This is a genomic window from Blastococcus sp. SYSU DS1021, assembly GCF_054050995.1.
Map to the genome: position 1 here is coordinate 165,483 of NZ_JBJHAL010000001.1, position 11,741 is coordinate 177,223.

Genomic DNA, 11,741 nt, shown 5'->3' on the forward strand with positions numbered 1-11,741 from the left:
GACGAGAGGACATCCGCATGACCGACGACCTGGTACCCGGTGACCTGTACGCCTACGAGTCGCTGCTGTCGGCGGAGGAGCGGGAAGAGCTCGCCGGCATCCGCACCTTCCTGCAGGAGGAGGTCCGGCCGCTGGTGAACGACTCCTGGGAGGCGGCCACCTTCCCGATGGAGCTGATCCCGCGCTTCGCCGAGGCGGGGCTGGTCGGCCGCAGCTACGACACCGAGGGGTCACCGCGCGCCTCGCGGCTGTTCACCGGCTTCATCGCCCTGGAGATCGCCCGCGTCGACCCGTCGATGGCCACCTTCCTCGGGGTGCACAACGGCCTGGCGATGGGGTCGATCGTCAACCTCGGCTCCGAGGAGCAGAAGCGCCGCTGGCTGCCGGGCATGCTGGCCCTGGAGAAGATCGGCTGCTTCGCGCTCACCGAGCCGCACGGTGGCTCCGACGTCGCGCTCGGCCTGGAGACCACGGCCCGGCAGGACGGCGACGAGTGGGTGATCGACGGCGCCAAGCGGTGGATCGGCAACGGCACCTTCGCCGACCTCGTCGTCGTGTTCGCCCGCGACGTCGCCGACGACTCGGTGAAGACGTTCGTCGTGGAGAAGGGCACCCCCGGGTTCACCGCGACCAAGATGGAGGGCAAGTACGCGCTGCGCACGGTGCAGAACGCCGACATCACGTTCGAGGGGTGCCGGATCCCGGCCGAGAACAAGCTCGAGGGCGGCAACACCTTCAAGGACGTCAACCGGGTGCTGAAGCTGACCCGCGGCGGGGTCGCCTGGAGCGCCGTCGGCTGCCAGATGGGTGCCTTCGAGGCCGCGCTGGCCTACGCCAAGGAGCGGGAGCAGTTCGGCCGCCCGATCGCCGGGTTCCAGCTCATCCAGGACCTGCTGGCCCGCATGGCCGGAAACGTCACCGCGAGCCTCGGCATGGCGGTCCGGGTGGCGCAGCTGCAGGAGGAGGGCGTGTTCCGCGACGACCACGCCGCGCTGGCCAAGAGCTACGTGACCAGCCGGGCGCGGGAGACGGTCGGCTGGGCCCGGGAGCTGCTCGGGGGCAACGGCATCCTGCTCGAGCGCGACGTCGTCCGGTTCTTCAACGACGCGGAGGCCCTCTACTCCTACGAGGGGACCCGGGAGATCAACCAGCTCATCGTCGGGCGGGCGCTGACCGGGATCAGCGCCTTCGTCTGAGCCCGGCCGAGCGCTGCGACCCGGCCGCCCCGGGGTCAGGGGGACGGCCGGGCCGCAGATCTCAGGCGCCGAGGACGGCGGTGCGCACCAGGTACAGCAGGACCACGACGGAGACCGCGACGGCGAGCCCCATCCACAGCCGGCGTTCGCGCACCCGGTCGGCCTCGGTCTCGTCGGCCAGGGCCACCGGATCGGCCCACACCGGGGTGCGGCCGCCGCAGCGGGCGAGCACCTCCTCGGTGAGCACCACCGGGGGGCTCACCCGGAACGGCTGCCCGGCTCCGACCAGCTGGTGGAGGTTGCTCATACCGTGACCCTCCCGGTCTTCTCGGTCTTGTCCCAGGTCATGGCCGCCCCGCGGAACTCCTTGACGTAGGCGTCCACGGTGATCGCGCACATCAGCGGCCCGAAGCCGACCAGGTAGAGCGCCAGCGGCACGAGCGGCCGGCCCCAGCGGGTGCCCTCGAGCTTCCGGACCCCGTAGGCCAGCGGGATGCAGAGCACCAGCCAGCTGTAGACGAACAGCGTCCAGAACGTCTCCACGCCGTCGGACATGGGGATCACCCCGGGGAACGCGGCCGACAGCAGGACGACGAAGGAGATGGCGCCCGGGAACAGCAGTGCCTCCCGCCAGACCTTGAGACCGGTGCGCGGATCGACCGACATGGTCAGCGTGATCATGAAGACGAAGGTCGCGATCGGCACGAACACCGCCGCCCCGAACACCTCCGAGGCCAGCTCGCTGTCGAGCAGGTAGAGCCCGATCAGGCCGATCGAGGTCAGCAGCATCGCCACCGGCAGCAGCAGGATCGCGAACCAGAAGACGCCGAAGAAGAAGCCGCCCAGCCCCGGGTGCACCGACCTGCGGAACCACAGGTGCCGGTACATCGAGGTGATCTGCACGTTGCCGCGGGCCCAGCGCAGCCGCTGCTTCCACAGCGCGTCCACGCCGGCCGGCTCCTCGGCCAGCACGCGGGCGTGCGGCTCGAAGACGACCCGGCGCCCGGCGAGCTGGGTGCGGAAGGTCGTGACCGTGTCCTCGGCCAGCGAGGAGGTGTCGATCTGCCCGCCGATCGCCACGAGGTTCTCCCGCGAGTGCAGCTGCGCGCCACCGGCGAGGCAGGCCATCGCACCGGCGACGTTCTGCGCCCGGCGGGAGGCGGCCTGCGCGGCCAGGTAGTCGAACCCGATGAACCGGGTGATCCCCTCCGGGTCGCCGCTGCCCTCGCGGATGTAGGCGGTCACCGCGCCGACCGTGGGATCGGCCAGGTGGCGGGTCATCTTGCGCAGCGACGCCGGCTCGTAGATGACGTCGGCGTCCATGATCAGGAGCGCCTCCATCCAGTCGTCGGCGAGGACCTCGCGCAGCCCGTGGTTGAGGGTGTGCGCCTTGCCCTCGCCGCCCTTCTCGCGGCGCAGGTGCACGACCCGGCCGGGGAAGCGCTCGGCGCAGGCGGCCAGCACGGCGGGGGTGTCGTCGGTGCTGGCGTCGTCCACGACGTAGACGCGCAGCCGGTCCGGCGGGTAGTCCAGCCCCATCAGCCGCTCGATCGAGCTGGTGAGGACGGCGGCCTCGTTCCACGCCGGGACGAGGACCGCGACGTTGGGCAGGTACGGGCCCGTCTCGCGGTAGTGGTTGCGGACCGCGTGGAACGGGATCACGAGGAACTGCGCCAGCCCGGCGACGACCGGGATCGCGCCGGTGGCCACCAGGGCCAGCAGGAACCAGGTCAGCACGGTCTCGCCGATGCCGGCCACGTCGGTGCCGACGGCGAGGAGGGTCACCGGGCACCCACCAGCCGGGTCGCCGACGCCGCGTCGGCCACCCAGGAGTAGCGGCCCACGGTGGCGGCCTCGTGGCTGTCGGTGGAGCCGACGAGGGTCACGCCGGCGGCCGCGAGGGCCAGCACGACGCGGGGCCCGGGGCAGCGCCACTTCTCGTTGACCTCGACCGTCGTGCCGGTCCGGAGGGCGGCGTCGGCGATCGCGGCGACGTGCTCGTCGAGCAGCTCGCTCTCGTGCATGCCGACCTTGGGCAGCAGCGAGAACAGGTGGGCCAGCTGGCCCCGCCCGGCGCGCTCCATCGCCCGCACGGTCGCGTCGACGAGGATCGACAGCGCGTCTTGGGTGGACAGCCCGCCCGCGATCTCCTCCAGGGTGCGGCGCGGGCTCCACGGGCCGTCCGGCCCGGGGAACTGGTGGTCGGCGATGAGGATGCGGTCGACCCCGCCCGGCCCGACCACGAGGTCCTCGGGCACGTCGAGGCGGCCGGAGGCGTCCAGGATCTTCGCCTCGACGCCGGTGAGCACCTCCAGCCCCTCGATCCGGGGGAGGGCGGCCACCTCGGCGAGGAAGCCCGGTACCCAGGTCGTCGTCGTCCGGACGTGGTCGACCATGCGGATGCTGGCCAGCCCCGTGTCGCGGGCGGCGACGAGGTTCTCCATCGGCGCGCTCACGGCGTCGTCGGACCAGGTGGAGTGCACGTGGTGGTCGGTGAGCAGCAGGTCGAGCTCACCCAGGGCGGCGGTCATCGGGCGGCCTCCTCGGCGACGACGTCGGACGGGGCGAGGAAGACGTCCTCGAGGTAGCGCACCACCGCGAGCTCCCGGAAGGGCACCTCGGCCGGTAGCGGGCGGCCCAGCGCCAGGTCCAGGGCGAGGGAGGGCATGTCGACGCCGGCCGCGACGGTCAGCGGCATCGCGCCGGGGAAGCGCGGGTTGACCTCCAGCAGGGCCGGGCGGCCCTCGGCGTCGCGGCGCAGCTGCACGTTGGCCACCCCGACCAGCCCGATGGCGCGGGCCACCCGGCGGGCGGTCTCCACCAGCTCCGGGTCGGCCACCGTGGCGCCGGCGACCGAGACCCCGGAGTCGACCCGCAGCCGGGACCGCGGCACGGCGGCGACCACGTGCCCGTCGGCGTCGGCGAGCGTGTCGACGGAGTACTCGTCGCCGGGCAGGTGGGCCTGCACGAGGGTGTCCTCGTCGCTGCCCAGGGCGGTCAGCGCGGCGGCGTCCTCGACCAGGTGCACGCCGCGGGAGCCGGCCCCCCGCCGCGGCTTGACGATCACCGGGTAGTCCCAGCTGCCCGGGTCGGTCTCGCCGAGCAGCGCGGTGCGGGGGGTCGGCAGGACCTCGGTGCAGCGCTGCGCGAGGGCGTACTTGTCCAGGCAGACCTCGAGGGTCTCGAGGCTCGGTGCGGCCAGCGTGGTGCCGACGGCGTCCAGGCGCTTGCGCTCGGCGGCCAGCCGCGGCAGCTCGACGTCGACGGTGGAGAACAGCACGTCCACGCGCTCCCGCTCGCACAGGGCGACGAGGGAGTCGACGAACTCCTCGCTGAGGCCGGGGCGGACCAGGTGCCGCGCACCGGCGTCCACCAGGTACAGGCCGCTGGCGTAGCGATCCATGTCCGCAGCCAGCAGTTCGACGTCGTCGCGGCGGGCCAGCGAGCGCAGCACGGCGATGCCGGCCGGGCCGCCGGCCCCGGTCACCAGGACGCGGGTGGGGGAAGAGTCAGACACCGAAGCGCTCCGGGGTGGTCGAGGTGGCGGGGGAGGACTGCTGGAAGGCCGAGTCGCTGGTGGCGCCCACGACGCCACCGGCGTCCCGGACGATCTCCAGCGGTTCGCAGTACTGGCCGCCGCTGCCGTAGCGCGACCAGTAGCGGGCGGTCGCCAGCACGAAGTCGTCCTGCAGGTAGCTGCGGATGCCGGCCTGCGAGCGGAAGCTGGCGAGCAGGTCGAGCTTGGTGCGGGTGAACCCGTCGATGGAGACGAAGCGGGACGGCCGGAAGTCGATGGTGGCCGAGGGGCTCTGGAAGCAGGCGACGGTCGGCACGGTGCGGGTCGCGACGCTCGCGGCCTGGTGCACGGCCCGGTGGTCCTGGTGCCGGTCGTTGGCCGAGTGGGTGTAGACGATGGTCGGACGGACCTCCTGCACGACCCGCTCGATGATCGACATGGTCGGGTCCATCGGGCTGATCCGGGTGTCCTCGAGGTCCTCGAGGAACAGCCGGGCGCCGATCAGCTCGGCCGCGGCCAGCGACTCGTCCTGCCGGTCGCCCGCCTCGCCGCCGCGTGCGCCGCGGGAGAGGGTCAGGATCACCACCTGGTCACCGGCGGAGCGGTGCGCGGCGAGCGTGCCGCCGACCCCGATCTCCACGTCGTCGGGGTGGGCGCCGACGGCCAGGACGGTCTGGCGCTGCGGAGCGGCGGCCCGCTTGGCCTGCGCGGCCTCCGCCAGCCGGCGGATCGTGGCGGCCAGGGTGTCCTTGGGCACCGGCTTGACGAGGAACTCGTCGGCCTGGCGGCGCAGCGCGTCCACGGCGTAGTCGACCGACGCGTGCGCGGTCATCACGGTGACCGGCAGGTCGGCGCGCAGCTGACGCAGGCGGTCGAGGAACTCCAGCCCGGTCATGCCCGGCATCTCGATGTCGGTGATAGCGGCGTCGAACTCGACGCGCGAGGCCAGCGCCAGGGCCTCGAGCGGGTCGGCGCACGTGGTCACGGTCATGCCGCCCCGCTGCAGCACCGTGCGCACGAAGAGTGCGGTGTCGGGGTCGTCGTCGACGACCAGGACGTGCAGAGCACCGTCCACGGTTCCGGCTCCCGTCGGTGGATTCCCCCGGCTGCCCGGGAGGGGGACGGGTGTCCCCGCGGGAGTTGACGGCCGTTTCCGCTGGTCGCATGAGCCGGGCGCCCCGTGTCTCACCCCTCCGGGTGGGCCCGCCCGACCGGGCGACCGGTGCACCGCTCAAGCCGCGCCGCCGCCGTGCCGATCACCCGGTCAGGTGACCGGAGGACCACCCTCCGCACCCTCAGCGAGCAGTGAGGAGGAGGCGTCGTGGCGGATCAGTCCGTGCTCGTGGTCGAGGACACCCAGGAGATCCGCGAGCTGGTGACCACGGTGCTCGAGCGGGCCGGGTTCGCCGTGCGCGCCGTGGGCACCGGTGCCGAGGCCATCGCGGAGGTGCGGCGGGAGCCGCCGGACCTCATCGTCCTCGATCTCGGGCTCCCGGACGCCGACGGCACCGAGGTGTGCCGGCAGATCCGTGCCGAGACGCCCTGCTACGTCCTCATGCTGACCGCCCGCGCCGAGGAGGTCGACCTGCTCATCGGGCTGGCCGTCGGCGCCGACGGGTACATGGCCAAGCCGTTCTCCCCGCGTGAGCTCGTGGCGCGTGTGCAGGCGATGCTCCGCTTCCCGCGGACCGCGCCGCAGCCGGCCGCCGAGCCGGCCCCCGCGGCGGAGTCGGTGCGCCGGCTCGCCGAGCTGGAGGTAGACGAGGACAGCCGGGAGGTCCGGGTCGACGGCGACGTCGTCGACCTGACCCGCACCGAGTTCGACCTGCTCGCCGCGCTGGCGTCGCGCCCGGGCCGGGTGCTGCAGCGGGAGACGCTGCTGCGCGAGGTCTGGCACACCGACTGGGAGGGCAACCTGCGCCTGGTCGAGGCGCACATGTCGAACCTGCGCCGCAAACTCGTGGCCGCCGGCCTGAACTCGCCGGAGATCAAGACCGTCCGCGGCGTCGGCTACCGCCTCGTCGCCGCATAGCCGTCGTCTCGAGGCATAGGAAGCTATCCACCCGTATCGGGGGCGCGAACCACCGGTAGAGCTTCCTATGCCTGGCCGGGCCGGACTAGACGCCGGCGAGCTCCTGGAGCCGGGCGACCCGGGAGTGGGCGAGCACGCCACGGCGGGCGTCGGCGGCGATCTCCCGGCAGAGGGAGGCGACCTCCGGGTGTCCCAGCTGGCCGCTCGTGCCGGCCAGGGTGTGCGCGGCGAACGCGACCGCGGTGGCGTCACCGGCGCGGGTGTGCAGGTCGATGGCCGACAGCCGGGTGGGCAGCGCATCGGCGTACATGCCCTGGAGCCGGGTCATCAGCTCGGTGTCCACCAGCTCGGCATCGCTGGGACCGCCCGTGTCCCCGGCCTGCGCCGCGACCGTGGTCCGGCCGCGGAGGAAGTCCAGGAGCGACCGCGCCGTCACCGGCTGGGCGAGGGTGACCAGTGCGCCGGCGGTGGCCGCCTCCGCGCGGTCCTCGGCGGTCGGGTCCGCGGTGACGACCACGAAGCGGGCGCGGGACCCGTTGCGCCGGATCCGGCGGAGCATCGCGGCACCCGAGCCGCCCGGCATCGCCAGGTCGGTCACGACCAGGTCGACGTCGGTGACCAGGGCGTGCCGGACGGCGTCCTCGGGGCCGGCGGCGTGCTGGACGTGCCAGCCACCGAGGCAGAGCAGGTCCGCGACCTGGTCGCGGACGGCGGCGTCGGCGTGGACGACGAGGGCGGTCAGCACGTCAGCACCGCCGAGCGGGGCGTCTCCGCGGTCCAGCCGTAGCTGGTGAGGGTGATGACCGAGATACGGGGCTGGTAGTCCAGGTAGCCGCGGTCCACCCGGGCGCTCACGGTCCGATTCGCCGCGCTCGTCTCGGCCATGACGAGCGACTGGCCGTTGTTCAGGTGGGCCATGACGCGGTAGCCGACGACCCCGCTGGGCGTCGTGCTCGCCGGCCAGCTGATCGTGGCCTCGTACCAGTAGCTGTAGGTGGGGACCCACATCCCGTACCGGGTCCAGGAGCCTCCGCTGACGGTGCGGGTGCACCGGTCGTCGATGGTGACGGTGGCCGGCGCGGTCACGGTGGTGGTCGAGACCGTCGTCGAGACGGTGGCGCTGTCGGCATAGGTGGCCGAGGCGGGGATCGCGGCTCCCACGGCGAGGGCGAGGGCGAGGCCGGTGACGGCCAGGGTGCGGCGGACGGCGTTCATGCCCGGTCCTCCTCGATCGCGGGGGTGGGGCGCCAGATGGCCAGGAGCAGCCAGCCGGCGAGCAGCGCGGGAGCCCCGTAGAGCAGCACCTGGCTGATCACCGGAGTGCGCAGCAGCTGGACCACGTGACCGAACTCCGGGATCACGGCGCGCACCTGGTAGACGGTGTCGCCGGTGAGACCGGCCGTCCACGGGTCGATCGCCTCGTTGGCGTCGCCCTTGGTCTGCACGATGACGCCGCCGTCGGCGGCCCGGTCGACCGAGACGACGCGGTGGGTGACGAGGCTGTGGTCGCCCACCGGCATGTGGTACGTGATCACCATGCCCTCGGTGAGGTCCGTGACGTCGATCGGGGTGGCGATGGTGATGTCGCCCGGCTCGATCTCCGGCGCCATGCTCGCGGTCAGCATGGTCATCGTGCGGTAGCCGAGCACGTGCGGTCCGACGGCCAGGACGGCGAAGGCCAGGACGGCGACCCCCATGACTCCGCGGACCAGCCACGGGGCCGTGCGGCCCACGATGCGGCGGGCCCGGGCGGCCGGGTGGCCGGCCGTGGAGCGCTCGTCCTCGCTCGGGGGCAGCTGGGGAGCTGCCCCCGCGGCGCGGACGGGGAGGACGGTGGTCATGGCGTGATCTCCGGGAGGTCGTCGGACGGGGCTCAGCGGGCGGTGCCGGTGCGCTGCGTGCCGGTGAAGGTCAGCGTCAGGGCGGCGGTCTTGCCCTGGAACGTGTTGTCGGCGGCGGTCGGCAGGCCGATGGAGAAGGCGAGGAAGTCCGAGCCGCCGACGTTCAGCGAGTTCACCGCGCCGAGGTCGATGGGGGCGAGCACGGCACCCGAGCCGAGGATCTTCTCGCCGCTGGCGCAGGTGTAGGTCGGCGCCGCGGGGGTGCCCCCCTCGGTCCAGGCCACGGCGCAGGACCGCAGGGACAGCTGCAGCCCCCGGGTGGCGTCGCTGGTGAGGACGCTCGACGCGGCGGCGGTGGCGCTCAGGTTGACCGCGGCCAGGCCGGTGTCCCCGTCGTTGACCAGCGTCACCGGGCGGGTGAGCGTGTCGCCGGGGACGAAGCCGGCGGTGGTCACCGGGATGGTGACGGGCTTGGCGAGATCGATGGAGACGCTGCCCGAGCTGATGGTCGTGTCGACCGAGGTGGAGTCGGTGAAGCTGCCGAACGTCCCCAGGCCGGCCACGGCGGCGGCCGCGCCGATCACGCCGAGCGAGCCGACGACCTTGCGGGCGGTGGAGCCGGTGGCGGTGGTGGCGGTCTTGGTGCTCATGTCCCTGCTTCTCCTGTGTCCGTGTGACCGCCGGCGTTCCGGCGACAACCAGGACTCTGGACGGCGAACCGCAGGCCACCCGCCAGCGATCCGCAAGGAAGCCGCAAGAAGCGACGGGCACTCCTGCCTGCCTCTCGGCGGCCGCGGACGGGGCAGGCCGTACGCACCGCGCCCCCCGTCCCGGGCAGGAACGGGGGGCGCGGTGGGGCAGGCTCCGTCAGCCCGCGGGAGTCGCCGGCAGGGTCATGGTGAAGGTGGTGCCGACGCCCTCGGTGCTCACCAGGTCCAGCGTGCCGCCGTGCGCGGTGGTGATGGCCTTGGTGATCGTGAGCCCCAGCCCCACCCCGGGAACGGCGTTGCGCTGGGCGGTCGAGGAGCGGAAGAACCGGGTGAACAGCTGGCCCTGCTCACCGGCGGGGATCCCCATGCCGGTGTCGCTGACCGACAGCTGCGCGACCGGCTCCGCGCCGGGCGCCGGATGTGCACGGACCTCGCCGTCGGCAGAGCGCCACATCGACCGGAGGACGAGCCGCACCTCACCGCCGGCTGGCGTGAACTTCACGGCGTTGGAGACCAGGTTGTCGCACGCCTGCCCGAGCCGGACGGCGTCACCGGAGACCACCATCCCCTCCCCGGGGACGTCGACGACGATCCGCACGCCGGCGTTGCCGGCGGCGACCCGGGCCGTCTCCTCGGCGGCCCGGACAACGCCGGCCAGGTCGACGTCGGCGGGCTGCAGGGTGAACCGGCCGCTCTCCACCTGCGCGGTGAAGAGCAGGTCCCCGACCAGTCGCAGCAGCCGCTGGGCGTTGCGCTCCACGGTGGACAGGTACTGCCGCTGCTCGTCGGTGAGGGGTGAGTCCTCGTCGTCCATGACGAGCTCGAGGTAGCCGAGGATCGAGCTCAGCGGCGTGCGGAGCTCGTGGCTGATCAGGCTGACGAACTGGTCCTTCATCCGCTCGGTGGCGCGCGCCTCGGTCATGTCGGTGCCGACGAAGTTCCAGCCGGCGTGCACCCCGCGGTCGTCCGAGCGCGGGGTGATGGCGACCGACACGGTGCGGTGGCTGCCGTCGGCGGCGACGTAGGTCCAGTCGCGGACGTCGCTGCCGTGCTCCCGGGCGACGCGCACCAGGGCCTCGAGCCCGGTGCCGCAGCCGCCGTCCGCCGCTGCGGCGTCGAGCTCCTCCGGCAGGTGGAAGTCGAGGATCGACCGGGTGCGGACCACGTCGGGGCGCGGCACGCCGAGCATCTTCTCGGCGCCGGGATTCCACACGCGGATGGTGCCGTCGCGGTCCGTGCCGATGATCGACTGCTCGGTGACCGCGTCGATCACGCTGGTCATCGTCTGGGCACGGGCGGCGAGGATGCGCGAGGCGGTGTCGAGTTCGTCCGCGCGGCTGCGCACCTGCGTCAGCAGCACCGCCTGCTCCTGCTGCAGCCGTGCGATGTGCCGCGCCTGGGCGGCCGCGCGGCGGGTGCTCTCGTTGACCGCGAGGCTGCCGACGGCGACCGCCAGCGGGCCGACCAACAGCGCGCCGGGCAGGTCGTCGGCGCCGCCGAGCGGGCCCACGAGCGAGGGCCCGGCCAGCACGGCCGTGGTCCCGGCCACCGCGAGCAGCACTCCCCGGCGGTCGGCGTGCGTGGCGAGCGCCCAGAGCGGGCCGAGCAGGAGGACGAGGGTCGTGGCCGACGCGGTGCCGGCGTACAGGAGGCCCGCGGCGGCCAGCTGCGCGACCGGTACGGCGAACGAGCCGGGCAGGGAACGCGACCGGGAGAACCAGGCGACGCCCGTGGCGGCGACGGCGACGGCGAGGCCGGCGTGCACGAGGGCCTGGTGGACGACCGGGACGTCACCGGTCAGCAGCAGCAGGGCGACCGCGGTGAGCAGGACGGTGCACGGCAGCGGCCCGCGGACGGCGGCCTGCCAGGCGGATGCCTGGGTGAGCCGGCGGGTCCACGGCGGGGGGTTGTCCCGTGGCCGGTCGAGGACGGCGAGGGTCATGCCACCGGCTCCCGCGTGGTCAGCGCCCGCACCTGGTGCACGAGACCGGCCACGCTGAACGGCTTCGCCAGGTACGCGTCCGCCCCGGCGGCCAGGCCACGGGCCACCTCGTCCGGGGAGGCGCCGGCGGACAGCAGCAGGATCCGGGTGCCGGCGGTGGCGGGGTCGGCGCGCAGCGCCGCGCAGATCTCCAGACCGGTCACGCCCGGCATGGAGACGTCCAGGACGGCCAGGTCGGGCAGCTCGGCCCGTGCTGCGGCGAGGGCGACCGCGCCGTCGGGCGCCGAGACGACCACCTGGCAGCCGGCCTTGCGCACGGCCAGGCACACCAGGCCGCGGATGTCGTCCTCGTCGTCGGCCACGAGCACCCGGACGGTGCCGCCCGGGGCCGGCCCGGCGGGGCCGCCGCCGGGGGAGTGCAGGGCCGGGTCCACGGGAGCTCCCGTCGGTCGTGGTCCCGCCCCGCGGGTGCGGTGGGACCGGTGGCGTCGTCCTGAGGAGGA

At 73.7% G+C, this 11,741-nt stretch carries 13 protein-coding genes; 2 read left to right on the plus strand and 11 right to left on the minus strand.

Annotated features, from left to right (window positions below; all coding sequences use genetic code 11):
- Window positions 1-17: 17 nt before the first annotated feature.
- The gene (locus tag ACI8AP_RS00870) at window positions 18-1,196 is read left to right on the plus strand and encodes an acyl-CoA dehydrogenase family protein (protein ID WP_456587433.1); all 1,179 of its coding nucleotides are present in this window, start codon (window positions 18-20) and stop codon (window positions 1,194-1,196) included.
- 61 nt (window positions 1,197-1,257) lie between these two features.
- On the opposite strand, the gene ACI8AP_RS00875 is transcribed toward ACI8AP_RS00870, so the two are convergent.
- Genes ACI8AP_RS00875 through ACI8AP_RS00895 form a run of 5 tightly spaced genes read right to left on the minus strand, consistent with a single transcriptional unit; the run spans window position 1,258 to window position 5,788 of the window.
- Entirely contained in the window at window positions 1,258-1,503 is a 246-nt protein-coding gene (locus ACI8AP_RS00875) for a hypothetical protein (protein ID WP_456587434.1), read from the minus strand.
- Complete coding sequence (locus ACI8AP_RS00880; RefSeq protein ID WP_456587435.1) at window positions 1,500-2,981, minus strand: glycosyltransferase; 1,482 nt, start codon at window positions 2,979-2,981, stop codon at window positions 1,500-1,502. Before ACI8AP_RS00880 ends, ACI8AP_RS00875 begins: the two co-directional genes overlap by 4 nt.
- Window positions 2,978-3,727, minus strand: coding sequence for a histidinol-phosphatase (locus tag ACI8AP_RS00885; protein WP_456587436.1), 750 nt, complete (start codon window positions 3,725-3,727; stop codon window positions 2,978-2,980). The genes ACI8AP_RS00880 and ACI8AP_RS00885 overlap by 4 nt, the downstream gene beginning before the upstream one ends.
- Window positions 3,724-4,713: an ATP-grasp domain-containing protein gene (locus ACI8AP_RS00890; RefSeq protein WP_456587437.1), complete on the minus strand. Its 990-nt coding sequence runs from the start codon at window positions 4,711-4,713 to the stop codon at window positions 3,724-3,726. Before ACI8AP_RS00890 ends, ACI8AP_RS00885 begins: the two co-directional genes overlap by 4 nt.
- Window positions 4,706-5,788, minus strand: a complete 1,083-nt coding sequence (locus tag ACI8AP_RS00895; RefSeq protein WP_456587438.1) for a response regulator — start codon at window positions 5,786-5,788, stop codon at window positions 4,706-4,708. The genes ACI8AP_RS00890 and ACI8AP_RS00895 overlap by 8 nt, the downstream gene beginning before the upstream one ends.
- Window positions 5,789-6,034: 246 nt before the next feature.
- On the opposite strand from ACI8AP_RS00895, the gene ACI8AP_RS00900 reads away from it, so the two are divergent.
- The gene (locus tag ACI8AP_RS00900; RefSeq protein WP_456587439.1) at window positions 6,035-6,745 is read left to right on the plus strand and encodes a response regulator; all 711 of its coding nucleotides are present in this window, start codon (window positions 6,035-6,037) and stop codon (window positions 6,743-6,745) included.
- 85 nt (window positions 6,746-6,830) lie between these two features.
- Here the strand turns inward: ACI8AP_RS00900 and ACI8AP_RS00905 are convergent, their stop codons facing one another.
- The 6 genes from ACI8AP_RS00905 to ACI8AP_RS00930 all read right to left on the minus strand — a co-directional run bounded on the left by ACI8AP_RS00905 (window position 6,831) and on the right by ACI8AP_RS00930 (window position 11,672).
- Window positions 6,831-7,490, minus strand: coding sequence for a response regulator (locus ACI8AP_RS00905; RefSeq protein WP_456587440.1), 660 nt, complete (start codon window positions 7,488-7,490; stop codon window positions 6,831-6,833).
- The gene (locus tag ACI8AP_RS00910; protein ID WP_456587441.1) at window positions 7,484-7,960 is read right to left on the minus strand and encodes a hypothetical protein; all 477 of its coding nucleotides are present in this window, start codon (window positions 7,958-7,960) and stop codon (window positions 7,484-7,486) included. The genes ACI8AP_RS00905 and ACI8AP_RS00910 overlap by 7 nt, the downstream gene beginning before the upstream one ends.
- Window positions 7,957-8,586, minus strand: a complete 630-nt coding sequence (locus ACI8AP_RS00915; RefSeq protein WP_456587442.1) for a signal peptidase I — start codon at window positions 8,584-8,586, stop codon at window positions 7,957-7,959. The genes ACI8AP_RS00910 and ACI8AP_RS00915 overlap by 4 nt, the downstream gene beginning before the upstream one ends.
- A 32-nt stretch (window positions 8,587-8,618) precedes the next feature.
- Complete coding sequence (locus ACI8AP_RS00920) at window positions 8,619-9,236, minus strand: TasA family protein (protein ID WP_456587443.1); 618 nt, start codon at window positions 9,234-9,236, stop codon at window positions 8,619-8,621.
- A gap of 217 nt (window positions 9,237-9,453) precedes the next feature.
- Window positions 9,454-11,238 (minus strand): sensor histidine kinase, encoded by a 1,785-nt coding sequence (locus ACI8AP_RS00925; RefSeq protein ID WP_456587444.1) that lies wholly within the window; start codon window positions 11,236-11,238, stop codon window positions 9,454-9,456.
- Window positions 11,235-11,672 carry a response regulator transcription factor gene (locus ACI8AP_RS00930; protein WP_456587445.1) on the minus strand — a complete coding sequence of 146 codons (438 nt, stop codon included), beginning with the start codon at window positions 11,670-11,672 and terminating at the stop codon, window positions 11,235-11,237. Before ACI8AP_RS00930 ends, ACI8AP_RS00925 begins: the two co-directional genes overlap by 4 nt.
- Between the last annotated feature and the right edge of the window lie 69 nt (window positions 11,673-11,741).

Excerpts from the sequence above, each read along its gene's own strand:
- ACI8AP_RS00875 (WP_456587434.1), bottom strand. The coding sequence starts at position 1,503 with ATGAGCAACCTCCACCAGCTGGTCGGAGCCGGGCAGCCGTTCCGGGTG.
- ACI8AP_RS00925 (WP_456587444.1), bottom strand. The coding sequence starts at position 11,238 with ATGACCCTCGCCGTCCTCGACCGGCCACGGGACAACCCCCCGCCGTGG.
- ACI8AP_RS00870 (WP_456587433.1), top strand. The coding sequence starts at position 18 with ATGACCGACGACCTGGTACCCGGTGACCTGTACGCCTACGAGTCGCTG.
- ACI8AP_RS00910 (WP_456587441.1), bottom strand. The coding sequence starts at position 7,960 with ATGAACGCCGTCCGCCGCACCCTGGCCGTCACCGGCCTCGCCCTCGCC.
- ACI8AP_RS00885 (WP_456587436.1), bottom strand. The coding sequence starts at position 3,727 with ATGACCGCCGCCCTGGGTGAGCTCGACCTGCTGCTCACCGACCACCAC.
- ACI8AP_RS00920 (WP_456587443.1), bottom strand. The coding sequence starts at position 9,236 with ATGAGCACCAAGACCGCCACCACCGCCACCGGCTCCACCGCCCGCAAG.
- ACI8AP_RS00915 (WP_456587442.1), bottom strand. The coding sequence starts at position 8,586 with ATGACCACCGTCCTCCCCGTCCGCGCCGCGGGGGCAGCTCCCCAGCTG.